22 protein-coding genes are annotated in these 17,705 nt (G+C 67.4%); 10 read left to right on the plus strand and 12 right to left on the minus strand.

The features are described from left to right. Positions 1 to 9: 9 nt before the first annotated feature. The gene (locus tag G6N19_RS17640; RefSeq protein ID WP_193465371.1) at positions 10 to 1,359 is read right to left on the minus strand and encodes a wax ester/triacylglycerol synthase family O-acyltransferase; all 1,350 of its coding nucleotides are present in this window, start codon (positions 1,357 to 1,359) and stop codon (positions 10 to 12) included. 181 nt (positions 1,360 to 1,540) lie between these two features. On the opposite strand from G6N19_RS17640, the gene G6N19_RS17645 reads away from it, so the two are divergent. Beyond that, entirely contained in the window at positions 1,541 to 2,050 is a 510-nt protein-coding gene (locus G6N19_RS17645; protein WP_013829427.1) for a DUF421 domain-containing protein, read from the plus strand. A gap of 17 nt (positions 2,051 to 2,067) precedes the next feature. Here the strand turns inward: G6N19_RS17645 and G6N19_RS17650 are convergent, their stop codons facing one another. After that, the gene (locus G6N19_RS17650) at positions 2,068 to 2,592 is read right to left on the minus strand and encodes an amino-acid N-acetyltransferase (protein ID WP_041318178.1); all 525 of its coding nucleotides are present in this window, start codon (positions 2,590 to 2,592) and stop codon (positions 2,068 to 2,070) included. 55 nt (positions 2,593 to 2,647) lie between these two features. Here G6N19_RS17650 and pgsA point away from each other — a divergent pair, with 55 nt between their 5' ends. From pgsA to pspM, 4 genes are all read left to right on the plus strand, one after another. Beyond that, positions 2,648 to 3,235, plus strand: a complete 588-nt coding sequence (pgsA, locus tag G6N19_RS17655; RefSeq protein WP_049792890.1) for a CDP-diacylglycerol--glycerol-3-phosphate 3-phosphatidyltransferase — start codon at positions 2,648 to 2,650, stop codon at positions 3,233 to 3,235. An 89-nt stretch (positions 3,236 to 3,324) separates the two neighbouring features. Further along, positions 3,325 to 3,666, plus strand: a complete 342-nt coding sequence (gene clgR / locus G6N19_RS17660) for a transcriptional regulator ClgR (protein ID WP_013829424.1) — start codon at positions 3,325 to 3,327, stop codon at positions 3,664 to 3,666. Positions 3,667 to 3,791: 125 nt separating this feature from the next. Further along, complete coding sequence (pspA, locus tag G6N19_RS17665; protein WP_013829423.1) at positions 3,792 to 4,607, plus strand: phage shock protein PspA; 816 nt, start codon at positions 3,792 to 3,794, stop codon at positions 4,605 to 4,607. A gap of 3 nt (positions 4,608 to 4,610) precedes the next feature. Further along, entirely contained in the window at positions 4,611 to 5,414 is an 804-nt protein-coding gene (gene pspM, locus G6N19_RS17670) for a phage shock envelope stress response protein PspM (protein ID WP_013829422.1), read from the plus strand. Here the strand turns inward: pspM and G6N19_RS17675 are convergent. From G6N19_RS17675 to G6N19_RS17690, 4 genes are all read right to left on the minus strand, one after another. After that, complete coding sequence (locus tag G6N19_RS17675) at positions 5,411 to 5,989, minus strand: TRM11 family SAM-dependent methyltransferase (RefSeq protein ID WP_232062421.1); 579 nt, start codon at positions 5,987 to 5,989, stop codon at positions 5,411 to 5,413. The genes pspM and G6N19_RS17675 overlap by 4 nt on opposite strands. A 178-nt stretch (positions 5,990 to 6,167) precedes the next feature. Next, positions 6,168 to 6,950, minus strand: coding sequence for a class I SAM-dependent DNA methyltransferase (locus G6N19_RS17680; protein WP_041318173.1), 783 nt, complete (start codon positions 6,948 to 6,950; stop codon positions 6,168 to 6,170). Between the two features lie 200 nt (positions 6,951 to 7,150). Continuing rightward, positions 7,151 to 7,492 carry a DUF5313 family protein gene (locus tag G6N19_RS17685; protein ID WP_013829419.1) on the minus strand — a complete coding sequence of 114 codons (342 nt, stop codon included), beginning with the start codon at positions 7,490 to 7,492 and terminating at the stop codon, positions 7,151 to 7,153. 78 nt (positions 7,493 to 7,570) lie between these two features. Next, positions 7,571 to 8,008, minus strand: coding sequence for a limonene-1,2-epoxide hydrolase family protein (locus G6N19_RS17690; protein ID WP_013829418.1), 438 nt, complete (start codon positions 8,006 to 8,008; stop codon positions 7,571 to 7,573). Positions 8,009 to 8,050: 42 nt separating this feature from the next. Between G6N19_RS17690 and G6N19_RS17695 the strand changes: the two genes are divergently transcribed. Continuing rightward, entirely contained in the window at positions 8,051 to 9,220 is a 1,170-nt protein-coding gene (locus G6N19_RS17695) for a glycosyltransferase (RefSeq protein WP_013829417.1), read from the plus strand. Between the two features lie 14 nt (positions 9,221 to 9,234). Beyond that, complete coding sequence (locus G6N19_RS17700; protein WP_013829416.1) at positions 9,235 to 9,429, plus strand: DUF3046 domain-containing protein; 195 nt, start codon at positions 9,235 to 9,237, stop codon at positions 9,427 to 9,429. On the opposite strand, the gene G6N19_RS17705 is transcribed toward G6N19_RS17700, so the two are convergent. Further along, positions 9,420 to 10,070 carry a TetR/AcrR family transcriptional regulator gene (locus tag G6N19_RS17705; RefSeq protein ID WP_041318165.1) on the minus strand — a complete coding sequence of 217 codons (651 nt, stop codon included), beginning with the start codon at positions 10,068 to 10,070 and terminating at the stop codon, positions 9,420 to 9,422. The two genes, G6N19_RS17700 and G6N19_RS17705, sit on opposite strands and share 10 nt — an antisense overlap. Before the next feature lie 76 nt (positions 10,071 to 10,146). Here G6N19_RS17705 and G6N19_RS17710 point away from each other — a divergent pair, with 76 nt between their 5' ends. The 3 genes from G6N19_RS17710 to recX all read left to right on the plus strand — a co-directional run bounded on the left by G6N19_RS17710 (position 10,147) and on the right by recX (position 14,178). Next, the gene (locus G6N19_RS17710) at positions 10,147 to 11,367 is read left to right on the plus strand and encodes an oxygenase MpaB family protein (RefSeq protein ID WP_013829414.1); all 1,221 of its coding nucleotides are present in this window, start codon (positions 10,147 to 10,149) and stop codon (positions 11,365 to 11,367) included. 164 nt (positions 11,368 to 11,531) lie between these two features. Beyond that, positions 11,532 to 13,673 carry an intein-containing recombinase RecA gene (gene recA, locus G6N19_RS17715; protein WP_193465372.1) on the plus strand — a complete coding sequence of 714 codons (2,142 nt, stop codon included), beginning with the start codon at positions 11,532 to 11,534 and terminating at the stop codon, positions 13,671 to 13,673. Further along, positions 13,639 to 14,178 carry a recombination regulator RecX gene (recX, locus tag G6N19_RS17720; RefSeq protein ID WP_085975772.1) on the plus strand — a complete coding sequence of 180 codons (540 nt, stop codon included), beginning with the start codon at positions 13,639 to 13,641 and terminating at the stop codon, positions 14,176 to 14,178. The genes recA and recX overlap by 35 nt, the downstream gene beginning before the upstream one ends. A gap of 2 nt (positions 14,179 to 14,180) precedes the next feature. On the opposite strand, the gene G6N19_RS17725 is transcribed toward recX, so the two are convergent. The 5 genes from G6N19_RS17725 to G6N19_RS17745 all read right to left on the minus strand — a co-directional run bounded on the left by G6N19_RS17725 (position 14,181) and on the right by G6N19_RS17745 (position 17,578). Then, complete coding sequence (locus G6N19_RS17725; protein ID WP_013829411.1) at positions 14,181 to 14,411, minus strand: Rv1893 family protein; 231 nt, start codon at positions 14,409 to 14,411, stop codon at positions 14,181 to 14,183. Between the two features lie 62 nt (positions 14,412 to 14,473). After that, positions 14,474 to 15,358, minus strand: coding sequence for an amino acid ABC transporter permease (locus G6N19_RS17730; protein ID WP_013829410.1), 885 nt, complete (start codon positions 15,356 to 15,358; stop codon positions 14,474 to 14,476). Beyond that, positions 15,355 to 16,032, minus strand: a complete 678-nt coding sequence (locus G6N19_RS17735) for an ABC transporter permease subunit (protein WP_083039671.1) — start codon at positions 16,030 to 16,032, stop codon at positions 15,355 to 15,357. The genes G6N19_RS17730 and G6N19_RS17735 overlap by 4 nt, the downstream gene beginning before the upstream one ends. Beyond that, positions 16,029 to 16,850, minus strand: coding sequence for a glutamate ABC transporter substrate-binding protein (locus G6N19_RS17740; RefSeq protein ID WP_081465531.1), 822 nt, complete (start codon positions 16,848 to 16,850; stop codon positions 16,029 to 16,031). Before G6N19_RS17740 ends, G6N19_RS17735 begins: the two co-directional genes overlap by 4 nt. Next, positions 16,850 to 17,578 carry an amino acid ABC transporter ATP-binding protein gene (locus G6N19_RS17745; RefSeq protein WP_165757211.1) on the minus strand — a complete coding sequence of 243 codons (729 nt, stop codon included), beginning with the start codon at positions 17,576 to 17,578 and terminating at the stop codon, positions 16,850 to 16,852. Before G6N19_RS17745 ends, G6N19_RS17740 begins: the two co-directional genes overlap by 1 nt. Between the last annotated feature and the right edge of the window lie 127 nt (positions 17,579 to 17,705).

Consider the following 17,705-nt stretch of genomic DNA (forward strand, 5'->3'; position numbering starts at 1 on the left):
CGCCGACGATCAGACGTTGACCACCAGGGACAACCCGTGCCGATCCCGGCCGGCCCGGCGCCGCCTGCTGCGAACCAGCAACCGGGCCACCGCCGCCTCGACGCCGCGCGCCAGCTCGTCCGCGTCGCGGACGGTGCCGTAGTCGGAGACGATGCCGAAGAACAGGCTGTCGGCGTAGCGCAGGATCGCCGCGCCGGTACGCAACTGCATCGCGATCGGCGGGACTGGCAACACCGCGGAGACCGGGCGTCCCATGATCGCCAGCGGCCGGCCGGGGCCGGGCACACTGGCCGCCAGCGCCACCACGCTGCGCTGCGGCAGCCGGGACAGCAGATTGGTCGCCCAGGCGGTGACCGGCACCGGGATCGCCCGTGCCACCGCCGCCACCGCGCTGGCGGGGCCGCGGTCGGCGTCGGCTCTGGCCTGCGCCAGCCGCGCGTGCACCAGGCGTAGCCGAACCACCGGGTTGTCTTCGTCGACCGGCAGCCGGGGCAGCAGCACCGCCTGCCGAAGCGGTACCAGGGTACGCAGCGAATCGGACTTCGGCTGCTCGCCGCGGCGGACCATCATGTTGCGGTAGCTCTCGGTGAGGGCAGCCAGCGCGACATCGTCGACGGTGACGTCGAAGGTCTGGCAAATCCGGTCGACCTCGGCGGCGCTGACCCGGGCCGAGACGTACCGGCGCCGCCGGCTGGTCAGTGGACCGTTCAGCGGTGTCGCCGGCCGCCGTAGGCCGGCCGCGAACTCCGCGGCGTCGCGCAACGCCTGGTCGGTCCGCATCACCCCGGCCACCGTGGAGGTCGCGATCGAGGAGGCGAGCCGCAGCGCACCGCGCCACCCGCCGGCGGCGGCAGCAGCGACCGCGCCGGGCATGGTGCCGTGAGCCGGACCCTCATCGGACAGCCCGGCGAGGATGTGGACGGTGGCGACGGCGTCGGCGATACAGGGGTGGACCTTGACAAGCATCGCCCAGCGGTCATCGGACAGGCCCCCGATCACCCAGATCTCCCACAGCGGCCTGTCCCGCTCCAGCCGCCAGGACATCACCTCGGCCACCACCGAGAACAAGTCGTCGTCGCTACCGGCGCCGGGGACCGCGATACCGCAGACGTGGTTGGCAAGCTTGAAGTTGCGGTCCTCGACCCATTCGGGAGAGCCGAGGTCGAAGAGGCGACGCCGCAGCCGCTGGGCGAACCGTGGGCAGGCCGCGATCCGCTCGCCCAGCACCGACATCAGCGTGTGGTGATCGGGCATCGGGCCGTCGAGCACCGCCAGGGCGCCCATGCCCAGGTTGGTGTGCCGATCGGCGTCCTCGACGTTCAGAAAACTCGCATCCAGGGGGGTCAGGTGCTCGGCCACGGCTACCTCCAGTTGTCTGCAACTGTCAGTACCACTATCTCGTGTTCGCGTCGCCGGCGGCAGGGCCGGAAGTCCCTGGTTCGGCGCCCCCGGTACGCACCGGACACGTGCCGGACACGGACCGGACACGGACCAGACACCGGCGGTTTTCCCGGGTCCGGCGGGCGCGTAATCTCGCCTCGTGGACTGGGCTCGACTTTTTGCTTTCGACACACCGCCTTCGGAGATCATTGTCCGCGGGACCGTCATCTACATCGCGATTTATGCGTTGCTGCGGGTGGTGTTGAAACGGGAGGCGGGCACCAACGGCATCACGGATCTGATCGTCGTGGTGTTGATCGCCGACGCCGCCCAGAACGGGATGGCGGGCGGTTACCGGTCGATCAGCGACGGGATCCTGCTGGTCGGAGTGATCATCGGCTGGTCCTACCTGCTGAACTGGATGGCCCACCGCTGGCCGACCGTGGCACGGCTGCTGCGGCCCGGGCCATTGCTGGTGATTCACGAGGGCGAACTCCTGCACGGCAACATGCGCAAGGAGATGATCACCGAGCAGCACGTCCGCGAGCAGGCCCGCAAGCAGGGGATCGCGGACCTCGCCATGGTGCGGGAGGGCCGCATGGAATCCGACGGTCAGTTCAGCTTCCTCGTCGGCTCGACGCGCCGGACCGCCGGCCTGGTGATGGACTAGAGCAGGACTAAAGCGGACTAGAGCACCAGCAGCATCCGGGTGTTGCCCAGCGTGTTGGGCTTGACGTAGCTCAGGTCCAGGAATTCGGCCACCCCGACGTCGTAGGATCGCTGCATTTCCGCGAAAACCTCTGCGGTGACCGGTGTTCCGTCGATCTCGGTGAAGCCGTGCCGGGCGAAGAAGGCGGTCTCGAAAGTCAACACGAACAGTCGCTGCAACTGCAGTTCCCGGGCGACCTGCAACAGCCGGTCGACGAGCGCGTGGCCGATGCCGCGGCCCGTCAGCGCCGGGTCCACCGCGATGGTGCGCACCTCGCCGAGATCAGACCACAGCACGTGCAGGGCGCCGCAGCCCACCACCTGCTGTTCGGAATCCTCGGCGACCCAGAACTCCTGGACCGCCTCGTACAGCGTCACCAGGTTCTTTTCCAGCAGGATCTTGCCGGCGTAAGTGTCCACCAGCCGCTTGATCGCCGGGACGTCGGATGTCCGCGCGCGCCGGATCAGGGGCTGTGGGGCCGGCGAATCAGCCGCGAGGTGCACAGGTGCACAGTAACGGTTTCTCATTTCGGGCTTGGTAACCGATATTCTGTCTGCCGTGTCGCGGCAACCTCAAACCGGCCCGGCGGTGACGCACGTCCCGGTGGTCAATCTCGCCAACGCGGTCACCGTCATGCGGTTGCTGTTGGTGCCGGTCTTCCTGCTGGCGTTGTTCGCCGCGGACGGCCACGACGCCAAGACCCGCATCGCGGCGTTCGTCATCTTCGCGGTGGCGATCATCACCGACCGGCTCGACGGAGCGCTGGCCCGCAACTACGGGTTGGTGACCGAATTCGGCACCCTGGCCGACCCCATAGCCGACAAGGCACTGATCGGCGCGGCCTTGATCGGCCTGTCGATGCTCGGCGATCTGTGGTGGTGGGTGACGGTGCTGGTGCTGGTCCGAGAGATCGGGATCACCGTGCTGCGGTTCGCCGTGCTGCACCGCGGCGTGATCCCGGCCAGCCGCGGCGGGAAACTCAAGACACTGGTGCAGGCGGTCGGTATCGGGCTGCTCATCCTGCCGCTGAGCGGTCCGTGGCTGGTGACGGCCTGGGCGGTGATGGCCGCCGCGGTGGTGCTGACCGTGGTGACCGGCGTGGATTACGTGATGTCGGCGATCGCCGATCTCCGCGACCGGAGTTGATCGAGCGATCCGGGAACCCTGACGGGCGTGGCGCGCGTTGACCTTGGTGACTGTCGGTTTTCCAGGTTGGCCCTAAGGGGGAGTACACGATGACGGCATTGCTGCGGGAATCGGTCGGCGAGGTATTGCGCCAGGCCCGGACGGCGCAGGGTCGCACGCTGCGTGAGGTGTCCGACTCGGCGCGGGTCAGCCTGGGCTATCTCTCGGAGGTCGAGCGGGGCCGTAAGGAGGCGTCCAGCGAGTTGCTCAACGCGATCTGCTCGGCATTGCAGGTCCCGTTGTCGGACGTGCTCTTCGATGCCGGCAGCCGGTTGGCGCGGGCCGAGCGGGCCGAGCGGGCCGAACGGGCCGTCCGGAACCCGGGGGTCACCCGCATCGACGCCGGAACCAAGGTCGTGATCCCGCCGCCGCGGGCGATGGCCTCGGCATGACAGACCGGCCCGGCGCGCCCGGGCGGAAGGCAGCCTGAAGCCGCACCCACCGACCGGCGAACCGATAAATTGTCAGCGGTAAGCGGCAGACTGACAACATCCGAACAATCAGACGGAGCTGACTGATGGCCAACCCGTTCGTCAAGGCGTGGAAGTACCTGATGGCGCTGTTCAACTCGAAGATCGACGAGCACGCCGATCCCAAGGTGCAGATCCAGCAGGCGATCGAAGAGGCGCAGCGTCAGCACCAGGCCTTGACCCAGCAGGCCGCCCAGGTGATCGGCAACCAGCGGCAACTGGAGATGCGGCTGAATCGGCAGCTGGCCGACATCGAGAAGCTCCAGGTCAACGTGCGCCAGGCGCTCACGCTGGCCGACCAGGCGGAGGCGGCGGGTGACGCCGCCAAGAAAACCGAGTACGAGAACGCTGCCGAGGCGTTCGCGGCTCAACTGGTCACCGCCGAGCAGAGCGTGGAAGACCTCAAGGCGCTGCACGACCAGGCGCTGACCGCTGCCGGTCAGGCCAAGAAGGCCGTCGAGCAGAACGCCATGATGTTGCAGCAGAAGATCGCCGAGCGCACCAAGCTGCTCAGCCAGCTCGAGCAGGCCAAGATGCAGGAGCAGGTCAGTGCCTCGCTGCGCTCGATGAGCGAGATCGCCGCGCCGGGAACCACTCCCAGCCTCGATGAGGTGCGCGACAAGATCGAACGGCGCTACGCCAACGCACTCGGCGAAGCGGAACTGGCGAAAGGCTCGGTGCAGGGCCGGATGATCGAGGTCGAACAGGCCGGCGTGCAGATGGCCGGCCATTCCCGGTTGGAGCAGATCCGCGCCTCGATGCGCGGCGAGTCGCTGCCGGCCGGCGGCGCCACACCGCCGGTCACACCGGCGGCGCCGCAATCGGGCGCCGATCCCAATCCCGAGAATCCGCTGGGCCGGTAGTAGATGGCCATGTCAGTCGGAGGTCGCTCCCGGCGCGCGCTGCTGCAGCGGGCCGTCGACCGTGCCAGTGAGGCCGCCGACGTACTGGCCGACAAGCTCGGTGCGATCGCCGACCCGCGGGCCAGGCTGCTGCGCAAGCGCCGCTGGGCGCTACGGCTGGGCCTGTTCTTCGGCGCGGCATGCGGATTCTGGTTGCTGGTGACGGCGGTGCTGGCCTCGTGGGCCACACCGGTGTGGGTGTTGCTGATCACCGGGCTGATCGCCGCCGGGGCGGCCGCGCCGGCCACGTTGCTGTTGCTGCGGTTCCGTTGGCTGCGTTCGGTGCCGCTGCCGGCCGCGCGGACCGTCACCGCGCGCCGCCTGCCGCCGCCCGGTTCGGCGGCGCGGCCGGCGATGTATGCGCTGGGCGCCTCCGAGCGCGGCATGGTGTCGCTGCTGGGCGTGCTGGAACGCGGCCGGTTGCTACCCGGCGATGAGATCGCCGAACTGACCGCAGCGGCGGGCGGCGCCGCGTCGACGATGGCGGCCACCGCCGGCCAGGTGGTGTCGATGGAGCGCACCGTGCAGCACAACGCGCAGGCGGGGCAGTACCTGGTGCCGACGATCAACGCGTTCACCGCCCAGTTGAGCGCCGGGGTCCGCCAGTACAACGAAATGGTCACCGCTGCCGCGCAATTGGTGGCCGCAGCCAATGATGGTTCGACGATATCTCCTGGTACTTACCGCGAAGAGTTGGCCGGCGCGACCGACCGAATGCTGGGCTGGGCCCAGGCATTCGAAGAACTCGCCCAATCACCCAGGCTTTAGTAGGCCGGGATCCGCTGAAAAACCAGCAGCGCGTCGGCGATCAGATCGTGCGGGTACCGATCCCACACCACCTCTGTCGTCCCTAGCCGGGTGAGGTGGTGTTCGAGAACGCGTGCACAATCGGAGATCAAGTGCGTGGTGGAACTCAAGTGGTGGATGTCCGCCACGTTCCACACGGCGAAGCCCGCGGGCGCCAGCAGCCGCGCGCACTGGGCGGCGACGGCGCCGAGTTCGGCCAGGTAACGGCCGTAGTCCCCGTTGTTCTCTTCGTAACCGGTGAGCGGATCGGCCTCGTGATGCTGCCGGGTCATGTACGGCGGAGATGTGAGGACGAGGTCGACACTCGCGTCGGGAAGGTGCCGTCCGCTCCCGCGGATTACTTCCAGCAGCTCCCGTGCATCGCCCTGGAGAACATGCGCACCGGGCACGCGTCTCCGCAGGTAGTCGACACGCTCAGGCAGCAACTCGATACCAAGCGCTGCTCGCCCGAGAGCCACAGCCCGATCGAGGGTGGTGCCGAACCCGGCGAACGGATCGAACACCAGGTCGCCGGGCGCAGTGCACCGTTCGATCACATGGTCGACTGTTGCGGAAAGCATGTGCACGTCTTCGTCGGAGGCCGGCGGGCGCTCCGCCAGAAACGCGCCGTGCGCCGCGAACAGCCGTATATCCAGCGGGGAAGTCCCAGGCCTAGATCTCATCAACCACCTCCCGACTCATAATCGCGTCGCGCGGCGCAGCTACTCCGCTCGCCTAACTTGCAATATTGTGACTCGCTAGAAAATCCTCCGGCAACGGCGCCGTCAACCGTCCGACCAGCGCGTAGTAAAATAGCTGCCTGCCTTCCATTGATAGTCGATGCCGGTATAACTCGAGGTGGTAGACGTCAAAATATCTTGAAAAGACAAGCGCGCGAACCAGGCGTGAAAAGCCGGTCTGATCGTCGTCGTCCAGGAATGAATGCTTGATGTTGAATGCCAGCCAACCGGTCGGTTTGATCAGCCGGACCGCGTTGATGAAAGCACGCGGTGGAATATCTCCGAAACCGAGCGCCGCCACACACGTCAAGCAATCGAAATTCCACTCGGTGAGCTCGCCGCGCAAGCGCGCGTCCACGTCGCTCAGATCCGTGATGTAGTACGCGTCGTAAACGGTGGGCCGATCACGATAAGCGGCATCACGTGCCTCTGGGATGATGTCGACGCCGACGAGTCGGGCTACTCCATCGCGCTTGAGGACTTCGCCCATCATGCCGTTGCCTGCTCCCAGATCCAGGATCCGCAACTCGGTCAGCGGCTCCCGTTCGGTCTGTAACGCCCGTTGAAGCAATTCCAACACCTTGTCCGGGGATTTACACCTCAGTCGACCATAGAAAAGTTCCTCGTAAAGGCCTGGCCGTTTATATATTTCGGCGTAGTCGTGAAAGCGTAGCATTTGAACTTTGCCGTTATCGACGAGTCCGAACTCAACTTCGTCTTGAGTCAGGCGTTCCGAATTAACCGGCGGAAACTCAATTCTATATAGCTGCGAAGTCATATCGTGATAATACAGCTACCGGCTGCTGCGCTTCTACCGGGCTGCGCGCCGTTCTGATCACCGAGTCTCCTCGTGTCCTAAAAACGCAAATAACGGATTGAATATGGTAGGGTCCACTGTTCGGCGTTGGATCCATAGGGGCGCGGGTAAGTTATGCGGCGTAAGAGTGCCGACTCCGCGTATTCGGCCAGACACCAGACTCAGATATCGTCGCTTCGCTGATCGGCGGATTCGGGCCGCGGTCCATAGCGTTCGATGTAGGCCCGGTGGAGGTGGGCATCACGCTGGCGCTTTTGTGCGTCGGCCAGGTCCGGGTCGAGACCGTGCATCCGCAGCATGTGTTTGCGCCACACCTTGTTGAGGGCGTGCGAGAACAGGATCGCCATGAACCAGATGGGAAACGTCATCGACACATGCGTCATGAAGTCTGTCGGCAGAAACCAGAACGGGATCAGGATCAATGTCGTCGGCACGACGGCGCGCATGATTATCCGAGTCGTTGCGCCGGGTCCGGCCAGGTCGTTGCGCACCCAGTCCTGCATGGACGGCGGCAGCGGTCGCCCGATGCAGTACCGCAGATATTGGATCGGGTTGGGGCGTCGGCGTGTGCTCAATGCGGTCTACAACGTCGGGCGCAGTGCCGGGAAGACAGTCGCCGCCACCGCGCGCAACGTCGCCTTGAACATATCCAGAAAGTCAAAGTAGTCGCGCCACAACGTAATACGCCCGTTGTGCACCTCGAACACCCCGCACACCCAGAACTGCAGCCGCAGCGGGCCGAAGGTCAGGGCGTCGGTGCGCTCGGTGAGCACCGCCGAGCCGTCGGCGGCGATGCGGTGGACCTTCACCTCGAAGCCCGCGCGGCCGGACATCCGGCGGAACACCCCGACGGTGGCGCTGCGGCCGTAGATGGTCGGCAGCCCGACGTTGTGGTACACCACGTCCTCGGCCAGGGCGTCGGCCGCCGTGTCGAGATCGTCGTCGGCGAGGGCGTCGAGGAAGGTCTCCACGGTTCGGATGTTGTCGACGGCGCTGTCGTGGACACTCGGGTCGGTCATACCTGTCAGCCTAGGCCCGCAGGGCTGTGGCACGGTAGGCCGATGCGCATCGTGGTGGTCGCCGGGCCTGATCCCGGTCACGCGTTCCCGGCGATGGCGTTGTGCCGACGCTTCGCCGCGGCCGGGGACGCGCCGACGCTGCTGACCGGGGTGCAGTGGCTGGACACCGCGCGGGTCGCCGGGGTGGACGCCGCCGAGCTGATCGGATTGGATCCCGCCGCCGGCGACGACGACGGCGATGCCGGTGCCAAGATTCATCGGCGGGCGGCGCGCATGGCGCGCCAGAACCTCGACCAGCTCCGGGAGCTGGCGCCGGACCTGGTGGTCTCCGACGTCATCACCGCCTGCGGCGGCATGGCCGCCGAACTGCTCGGTGTCCCGTGGGTCGAACTGAGTCCGCATCCGCTGTACTTGCCGTCGAAGGGGCTGCCGCCGATCGGCAGCGGCCTGGCGCCCGGCACCGGGTTGCGGGGCCGGCTGCGCGACGTGGTGATGCGGTCGCTGACCGCGCGGTCGGTGCGAACCGGGCTGCGCCAGCGGGCCGAGGCCCGGGCGGGCATCGGTTTGCCGGAGCGCGACCCGGGCCCGCTGCGGCGCCTGATCGCCACGTTGCCTGCCCTGGAGGTGCCCAGGCCCGACTGGCCCGCCGAGGCGGTCGTGGTCGGGCCGTTGCACTTCGAGCCCACCGACGAGCTGCTGGCAGTACCGCCGGGCTCCGGCCCGCTGATCGTGGTGGCGCCGTCCACGGCGTTGACCGGGGCCGCCGGGTTGACCGAGCTGGTGCTGGAGCAGCTGGTGCCGGGCGTCGGGCTGCCGGCGGGCGCCCGGGTGGCGGTGTCGCGGCTGAACGGCCCCGAGTTGACGCTGCCGGAATGGGCCGTCGCCGGCCTCGGACGCCAGGATGAACTGCTGACGCGCGCTGATCTGGTCATCTGCGGCGGCGGACACGGCATGGTGGCCAAGTCCCTGCTGGCTGGGCTGCCGCTGGTGGTGGTTCCCGGCGGAGGCGACCAATGGGAGATCGCCAATCGCGTTGTGCGCCAAGGTAGTGGACGGCTGGTCCGTCCGCTGAGCCCCGCGGCGCTGACCGAGGCGGTGAGCGCGGTGCTGGCGTCGCCGAGCTACCGTGCCGCCGCGCGACGGGCCGCCGACGGGGCCGCCCAGGTGGCCGACCCGGTGCGGGTGTGTCACGAGGCACTGTCGGGTGGCTGAGTAGGTTGGGGCGCGTGCGCCTGACCGAATTCCACGAGCGGGTCACGCACCGCTTCGGTGCGGCCTACGGCGCCACCGTGCTGACCGATCATGTGCTGGCCGCGGTGGGCGGGCGTACCGCGGCCCAGGCCATCGAGGACGGGGTGGAACCGCGCGACGTGTGGCGCGCGTTGTGCGTGGACTTCGACGTGCCGCGTGATCAGTGGTGAGCGTGATCGGGCGTAGCCATGATGCTGCGGACCAGGGCGACGGCGAGGTCCGAGCAGGTGGCGGCCAGCTCAGCCGGGGTCTCGGTGGGATCGTCGAGCCAGGCTTCGATGATCTGGTTGACGCCGCCGACGATGAACAGGGCGCCGCGGCGTAAGTCGGCCGGCGCCGGCAGCTCGCCCTCGATGACACCGGGTGCCTGCTCGACGACCGCGTCGGTGATCATGTCGAGGATGCGCGCCCGGTGCTCGCTGAGCCCGGGGACGGCGGACAGGTCGCAGGTGGCGATGCGGTGGATGTACGGGTCGACGGCGATCAGCTCGAGGAAGGCCGTCAGCGCCGAGCGCAGTTTGTCGCTGAGCGTCCCGGGATCGCCGACGCCGGCGGTGACCATGGCCTCGAGCAGCTGGTCGCGCACATCATCGGAGACGGCGAACAGCAGCGCGTCGCGGTTGGCGAACTGCTCGTAGAAGTAGCGCGGGATCAGCCCCGCGGCCGTGCAGACACCGCGGACGGTGACCTCGCCGAGCCCCGATTCACCCCAGATCCGGCGCCCGGCGGACAGCAGTTTGCCCCGGCGTTCGGCGCGGCGGTCAACCGCGCTGATACCGCCGTAGTCGCGCACCACGCCCGGGCGTTTCATTGACATCACCCTACCCGCGGCCTAAATTTGGAACACGGCTGTTATCCAAAGTCTGCGCTGGAGGGAGGGGCCTCGAATGAACTCGCCCGTCGTGGCCATCCCGACCCGCCATCCGGACTCGCCTCGCGCGACACCGGCCAGCATCCGGATGCTGGCCGGAGTGTTGGCGATCGCCAAGCCGTCGCCGCAGCGGTGGCGCCAGATCGGTGCGGACCTGACCGTCGGCGACGAGCCGATGCAGCGGCTGGTGGAGTGGATGTCCGGTGTCAAGGAGGCACGGCCGCTCTTTGAGCGGATCCTCGCCGACGGGCTGGCGGCGGTGCCCGACGCGCCGGAACCGCTCCGCGAGTTCTTCGCTGAGTTCGAGCCGATCCCGGACTGGGTCGACATGGACCGGGTGCGCCGCGGGCAGCGGGCGCTGCGCCGCAGCGGAGCCGATGGCACCTACATCGCCCGCGATGTGTCCTTCCTGGGCGGCTACCAGTTCTCCTCGTTCAACAAGACCCTGCTGCGCACCGGCGTGCTGGAAAAGGGCTCGAACAAGCGGTTCGCCGAGACGCTGCAGTGGGCGATGGACGTCACCGGCGATGGGGGACTGGAGCCGCTCGGTCTCGGCTATCAGGCCACCATCCGGGTCCGGCTGATCCACGAGTACGTGCGCCGGCACGTGGCCGCGCTGCCGGACTGGCGCGGCGAAGAGTGGGGCTTGCCGGTCAACCAGACCGACATGGCCGCCACCCTGGTGGGGGCGCTGATCGCGCCGCCCGCCGCCGGAATCGGGTTGGGAATCGTGCTGTCGCCGGGCGAACTCGAGGACATCGCGCATATGACCCGCTACGTCGGCTGGCTGATGGGCATCCGCGAGGACTGGCTGCCGGCCAGCTTCCGTGACGGCGTCCGCATCCTCTATCAGACCCTCGGTGCGCTGTCTGAGCCCGACGAGTCGACCAAGCAGCTGGCCGGGCCGATGGCCGACGATCCGCTGCAATGGCACTATGCCGCGCTGACCGGCGTGCGGCGCCGCATCGCGCGGTCGGCACACCTGTCGGTGACCGGCAGCTTTCTGGGGCCGCGCACGATGCGCAAGCTGGGCCTGCCGGCGTTCGTGCTGCCGTGGTATCCGCTGGTGCGGATGCCGGTGAACCTGCTGCGCAGCGCCGCCGCGCTGGCGCTGCCCGGCGGACTGGACCGCGCGGCGGCCCGCGGGCGGCGCGAGCAGGAAGAGTTCATGCGCACCATGATGGGCGACGAGGACACCGCCATCGGGGCCTCGGCGCACGTGATGCAGGTGGCTTAGGCCTGGAAAATACGACACGCCGCCGCGCCGCGTGTCGCACTTGATTCGAACATCCGTTCGCCTACTGTGGAGAGAGTTCGCCGGGTTGTCGGACCCTGTGGCTAGCGTCACGGCCAACCGACCGGGAACCGGTCAACCGAACACCGAACCACAGGAGAGACATCATGGCGCAAGCCCCCGACCGCGAAAAAGCACTCGAACTGGCGATGGCCCAGATCGACAAGAATTACGGCAAAGGCTCGGTGATGCGCCTCGGCGACGAGGTGCGTCAGCCGATCTCGGTCATCCCGACCGGATCCATCGCCCTGGACGTGGCGCTGGGCATCGGCGGCCTGCCCCGCGGTCGGGTCGTCGAGGTCTACGGCCCGGAATCCTCGGGTAAGACCACCGTGGCGCTGCACGCGGTGGCCAACGCCCAGGCCGCCGGCGGGATCGCGGCGTTCATCGACGCCGAGCACGCGCTGGACCCCGAATATGCCAAGAAGCTCGGCGTGGACACCGATTCGCTGCTGGTGTCTCAGCCCGACACCGGTGAACAGGCGCTCGAGATCGCCGACACGCTGATCCGCTCCGGTGCGCTGGACATCCTGGTCATCGACTCGGTGGCCGCGCTGGTTCCGCGTGCCGAGATCGAGGGCGAGATGGGGGACAGCCACGTCGGCCTGCAGGCCCGGCTGATGAGCCAGGCGCTGCGGAAGATGACCGGCGCGCTGAACAATTCGGGCACCACCGCGATCTTCATCAACCAGCTGCGGGAGAAGATCGGTGTGATGTTCGGATGCATGAACTACAGCACCCGAGTGACCCTCGCCGACGGAACCACCGAGAAGATCGGCAAGATCGTCAACAACAAGATGGACGTCGAAGTGCTGTCCTACGACGTCGACACCGATCAGTTGGTGCCGCGCAAGGTGGTCAACTGGTTCGACAACGGACCCACCGAGAAGTTTCTGCAGTTCACCGTTGAGAAATCCGGCGGCAACGGTAAATCCCAGTTCGCCGCGACGCCCAACCACCTCATTCGCACCCCGGGCGGCTGGACTGAAGCCGGTGAACTGATCGCCGGCGATCGGGTTCTCACCGCGGAGCCACACCTGCTCAGCGGCCAGCAGTTCCAGATCGTACTCGGTTCGTTGATGGGCGATGGGAACCTCTCGCCTAATCGGCGTGACCGCAATGGCGCGCGGTTCCGGCTCGGGCACGGCGCAAAACAGGTGGAGTACCTGCAGTGGAAGACAGCGCTGATGGGCAACATCGGCCACTCGGTGCGGGAGAACGCGCAGGGCGCGACTTTCGTCGACTTCACTCCGTTGCCCGAGCTGGGGGAGCTGCAGCGCGCGGTGTACCTCGGGGACGGTAAGAAGTTCCTCTCCGAGGACTACCTCAAGGCGCTTACTCCACTGGCGCTGGCCATCTGGTACATGGATGAAGGCTCATTCACCTTACGCTCCAAGGGATTGCAAGAACGTACCGCCGGTGGCAGTGGGCGCATCGAAATCTGCGTCGAGGCGATGACGGACGGTACCCGGGCTCGGTTGCGTGATTACCTGCGCGACACTCACGGCCTGGATGTGCGCCTACGGTCGTCCGGCTTGGCAGGCAAGGCGGTGTTGACGTTCTCAACCGCGGCGACTGCGCAGTTCCAGGAAATGGTGGCGCCCTACATGGCGCCGTCGATGGAGTACAAGCTGCTGCCGCGATTCCGTGGTCAAAGCACCGTGACACCGCAGTTCGTCGAGCCCACCCAGCGGCTGGTGCCCTCCCGGGTACTCGATGTACACGTCAAACCGCGCACTCGCTCAATGCATCGCTTCGACATCGAAGTGGAGGGCAACCACAATTACTTCGTCGACGGAGTGATGGTGCACAACTCGCCCGAAACAACCACGGGCGGAAAGGCTTTGAAGTTCTATGCCTCGGTGCGCCTGGACGTGCGGCGGATCGAGACGCTCAAGGACGGCACCGACGCAGTCGGCAACCGCACCCGGGTCAAGGTGGTTAAGAACAAAGTTTCGCCGCCGTTCAAACAAGCCGAGTTTGACATCCTGTATGGCCGGGGCATCAGCCGTGAGGGCTCGCTGATCGACATGGGTGTGGACCAGGGCTTCATCCGCAAGTCCGGTTCCTGGTTCACCTACGACGGCGAACAGCTCGGGCAGGGTAAAGAGAACGCCCGTAACTATCTGCTGACCAACGTCGACGTGGCCAACGAGATCGAGAAGAAGATCAAGGAGAAGCTCGGCATCGGCGCCGTGCTGACCGATGGCTTGGCTGATGACGTCCTTCCCGCCCCCGTCGACTTCTGAGCCCACCGAGGTCAATCCGGCCAAGCGTGAGGAGCAGGCGAAGGCACTGTGCCTTCGCCTGCTCACCGCGCGGGCCCGCACCCGGGCAGAGCTTGCCGGGCAGCTGAGCAAACGGGGCTATCCCGACGACGTCAGCACCCGGGTGCTCGATCGGCTGGCCACCGCCGGATTGATCGACGACGCTGATTTCGCCGCGCAGTGGGTGCGGTCGCGGCGCGAACGCGCGGGCAAGGGCCGCAAAGTGCTCGCCGCCGAACTGCGCACCAAGGGCGTCGACGAAGACGTCATTGCCGGAGCGCTGGCCGGTATCGACGCGGGCGCCGAGCGGGGCCGGGCCGAACAGCTGGTGCAGAGCAAACTTCGTCGCGAAACCCTCGGGGAGGACGATCTGCGTGTCACCCGGCGGCTGGTGGCCATGCTGGCGCGGCGGGGCTATAGCCCCTCGCTCGCCTATGACGTGGTCAGTGCCGAACTGGCCGCCGAACGGGAGCGCCGCCGGGTCTGAACTCAGACCTCGTCGACCTCGTCGGCCCCGTCGCGGTCGGTGAAGACCTCCTTGGTCCGCTCGACGGCGTGAGTGGCGATCTCCATGGAGTCCTGGACGATCGCATTGACACCGCCGGAGACGTCGCCGCGGATGATGTCGCCGGCGTCCTCGACGATGTCGGAAGCCTTCTCCACGGCGTGGGTGGCGATGTCGCGGGCAGCGTTGAAAGCGTCCTTGGGAGTGATGGCCATGAGGGTCTCCTGTCGCTGGCTGGTGGCTCCGACTCTAGACGCCGGGCCGGGCCTGCGCAGACCTATACGACCTGGGCTCCCGGAGTACCCTCCGGTTCGATCGGGGCCGCCTCCAACGGGGTCCGACGGGAGCGGCGCAGCCGGCGCTCGAGCGCGGTGGCGCCTGCCGACAGCGCCAGGTTTCCGCTGATCATCAGCGCCGCGATTACCAGCAGGGCGGGCAGGTAATTGCTGTACTGGGACCCGACCACCGTGCCCTGGCGCACCATCTCCACGAAGGTGATCTGGTAGCCGATCGCGGTGTCCTTCAGCGCCACCACCAGTTGTGACACCAGCACCGGCAGCATCGCGGTGACGGCCTGCGGCAGGAGCACCAGTCGCATCGAGCCGCCCCAGCTCAGCCCCAGTGCGGCGGCCGCCTCGGACTGCCCGCGGGGCAGGGCGTGCACACCGGCTCGAACGATCTCGGCGATGACGGCACCGTTGTACAGCGTCAGGCCGGTCACCACCCCGGCCAACGCGAGCTGCTGTGGCGGAAACGCGTTGAGCACGCCGTAGACGAAGTAGGCGAAGATCATCATGATCAGCACCGGGATCGCCCGGAAGAACTCCACCAGCACCGCGCAACACCAGCGGACCGGCCGGATGCTCGACAGCCGGCCGACGCCGAGGCTCACACCGAGTACCAGGGCCAGCCCGATGGCCCAGGCCGCCGCGGTCAGGGTGCCCGTCACCCCGGGCAGCACGTAGGTCCGCCACAGGTCGGCGGTCAAAAACGGTGTCCACTTCTCCGCGGCCAGCTGGCCCTTGGCCGACAGCCGTGAATACACCAGCCAGCCCAGCAACGCCACGGTCAGCACGGTCGCCACCGATATGGCGTGGTGGCGGACGCGGGCCCGCGGCCCGGGTGCATCGAACAGTACGGTCGCGTGTGCCGCCGACCTCATCGCGACACCGCCCAGCGCCGGCCCAGATACCCGAACAACAGCCCCAGCGGCAGGGTGAGCACCACGAAGCCGGCCGCGAAGATGCCACCCACCGCCATCAGCGCCGCGGTGTTCTCGGTCATCGACTTCATCAGCAGCGCCGCCTCGGCGACCCCGATCGCCGACGCCAGCGTGGTGTTCTTCGTCAACGCGATCAGCACCGAGCCCAGCGGGATGATCACCGCCCGAAAAGCCTGGGGTAACAGGATGATCCGCAGATTCTGGCTGAAGCTCAGCCCCAGTGACCGGGCGGCCTCGGCCTGGCCGATCCCCACCGTGTTGACGCCGGAACGCAACGCCTCACACACGAACGACGCCGTGTACACGCCCAATCCGAGCACCGCCAGCCGGAAATTGCTGTCGTCGACCGACGTCGGCGAATGCGGATCGGTCAGCGTCACCCCCAGCGTCTGGGCCAGGCCGAATGAGCACAGCAGCAACAGCAGGGTCAGCGGCGTGTTGCGCAGCAGATGAACGTAAGCCGCACCCAGCCACCGCAGCGCCGGAACCGGAGCCAGCCGCATCGCCGCCAACCCGGTGCCCAGCAGCAGCGCCAAGCCGCCCGACAGCAACGCCAACTCGACCGTGACGGTGAACGCCTCGACAATCTGTCCCCGGTACTCGGCGAATATCATCGCGCGACCGGCGGGGGGTCGGGCACCGCGAAGCCGGCGGCGCCGAAGTTGTCGATGAACGCCGCCCGCCACGAGCCGTCGCGCTCCATCTGCTCGATGGCGTCGTTGATCCGGTGTCGCAGGCCGTCGTTGCCCTTGCGCACGCCGATCCCGTACTCCTCCCGCGAAAACCGTTCGCCGACCAGCTTGAACGCACCGGGGCTCTGGGCGGCATAGCCGGCCAGGATCACGTCATCGGTGGTCACCGCGTCGATGGCGTCGTTTCGCAAGGCTTCCACGCACGCCGAGTAGGTGTCGTAGCGCTGCAACTGCACCCCCGGATAGCGGTCCTTGATGCGTTGGGCAGGAGTGGATCCCGACACCGAACACAACTTCTTGTGGCGTTGCAGCGACGCCGTGCCGGTGATGTCGCTGTTGTCGGCCCGCACCAACAGCGACTGCCCGGCCAGCAGGTAGGGCCCGGCGAAGTCGACCTTCTCCAGTCGCGAATCGGTGATCGAATAGGTGGCCACCACATAGTCCACCTGACCGTTGCGCAGCAGCATCTCGCGTTGGCCGGACGGCGCTTCGAGCCAGGTGATGCGCTCAGTCGGGTAGCCCAACCGCCCGGCGACGTAGCGGGCCACGTCGACGTCGAACCCGCTGAGCGTGCCGTCGGGTCTTTTGACGCTCAACCCGGGCTGGTCGAACTTGACACCGATGGTGATCTTGTCGCTGTCGTGGGCAGTGCACGCCGCGGCGAGCACAGCCAGGGCGGACCCCGCCGCCGTCACGGCACAAAGCTGTGCCAGCCGGTGCAACAGCCGCCTGACCAGCATCAGTGGTCGAGGACCCGGGCGAGAAAGTCTTTTGCGCGCGCGGACTTCGGCTCACCGAAGAACTCCGCCGGCGGGGCGTCCTCGACGATCGTCCCGTCGGCCATGAAGACCACCCGGTCGGCGGCGCGGCGAGCGAAGCCCATCTCGTGGGTCACCACCACCATGGTCATCCCGTCGTCGGCCAGTGAACTCATCACCGCCAGCACCTCGTTGATCATCTCCGGGTCGAGCGCACTGGTCGGCTCGTCGAACAGCATCACCTTCGGGTTCATCGCCAGCGAACGGGCGATCGCCACCCGCTGCTGCTGCCCGCCGGACAACTGAGCGGGGTGTTTGCGGGCCTGATCGGCCACCCCGACCCGTTCCAGCAGTGCCATCGCCCGACGCTGAGCCTGCGCCCGCGGGGTCTTGTGCACCTTCATCGGTGCCAGTGTGACGTTGTCGAGGACCGTCTTGTGGGGAAACAGGTTGAACGACTGGAACACCATCCCGACCTGCGCCCGCAACCGGGCCAGTGACGCACCCTCGGCCGGTAACGGCTCGCCGTCGACGGTGATGGTGCCCGAGTCGATGGTCTCGAGTCGGTTGATGGTGCGGCACAGGGTGGACTTGCCCGAGCCCGACGGACCGAGGATCGCCACCACCTCGCCGCGGGCGACGTCGAGGTTGATGTCGCACAGCACATGCAGGTCGCCGAAGTACTTGTTGACGTCCCGGATGGCGATCATCGGCACGGGATCCGGCCCGCCGCTGGTCATGGCATCCGACCCTACCGATGCGGTGTTGGCGGTTGTATCCCCGTCCGCGGGTCAATCCGATCGGTCCGGCCGAGGCCGGCCGCCGTACCATAGGCCG

The organism is Mycobacterium novum (assembly GCF_010726505.1).
In the GTDB taxonomy this organism is placed as follows: domain Bacteria; phylum Actinomycetota; class Actinomycetes; order Mycobacteriales; family Mycobacteriaceae; genus Mycobacterium; species Mycobacterium algericum.

Bases quoted from the DNA above. Each gene is read 5' to 3' on its own strand.
- clgR (WP_013829424.1), top strand. From the start codon at position 3,325: ATGACGGCATTGCTGCGGGAATCGGTCGGCGAGGTATTGCGCCAGGCC.
- pspA (WP_013829423.1), top strand. From the start codon at position 3,792: ATGGCCAACCCGTTCGTCAAGGCGTGGAAGTACCTGATGGCGCTGTTC.
- pspM (WP_013829422.1), top strand. From the start codon at position 4,611: ATGGCCATGTCAGTCGGAGGTCGCTCCCGGCGCGCGCTGCTGCAGCGG.
- G6N19_RS17680 (WP_041318173.1), bottom strand. From the start codon at position 6,950: ATGACTTCGCAGCTATATAGAATTGAGTTTCCGCCGGTTAATTCGGAA.
- G6N19_RS17685 (WP_013829419.1), bottom strand. From the start codon at position 7,492: ATGCAGGACTGGGTGCGCAACGACCTGGCCGGACCCGGCGCAACGACT.
- G6N19_RS17690 (WP_013829418.1), bottom strand. From the start codon at position 8,008: ATGACCGACCCGAGTGTCCACGACAGCGCCGTCGACAACATCCGAACC.
- G6N19_RS17695 (WP_013829417.1), top strand. From the start codon at position 8,051: ATGCGCATCGTGGTGGTCGCCGGGCCTGATCCCGGTCACGCGTTCCCG.
- G6N19_RS17705 (WP_041318165.1), bottom strand. From the start codon at position 10,070: ATGAAACGCCCGGGCGTGGTGCGCGACTACGGCGGTATCAGCGCGGTT.
- G6N19_RS17710 (WP_013829414.1), top strand. From the start codon at position 10,147: ATGAACTCGCCCGTCGTGGCCATCCCGACCCGCCATCCGGACTCGCCT.
- recA (WP_193465372.1), top strand. From the start codon at position 11,532: ATGGCGCAAGCCCCCGACCGCGAAAAAGCACTCGAACTGGCGATGGCC.
- G6N19_RS17725 (WP_013829411.1), bottom strand. From the start codon at position 14,411: ATGGCCATCACTCCCAAGGACGCTTTCAACGCTGCCCGCGACATCGCC.
- G6N19_RS17730 (WP_013829410.1), bottom strand. From the start codon at position 15,358: ATGAGGTCGGCGGCACACGCGACCGTACTGTTCGATGCACCCGGGCCG.
- G6N19_RS17735 (WP_083039671.1), bottom strand. From the start codon at position 16,032: ATGATATTCGCCGAGTACCGGGGACAGATTGTCGAGGCGTTCACCGTC.
- G6N19_RS17740 (WP_081465531.1), bottom strand. From the start codon at position 16,850: ATGCTGGTCAGGCGGCTGTTGCACCGGCTGGCACAGCTTTGTGCCGTG.
- G6N19_RS17745 (WP_165757211.1), bottom strand. From the start codon at position 17,578: ATGATCGCCATCCGGGACGTCAACAAGTACTTCGGCGACCTGCATGTG.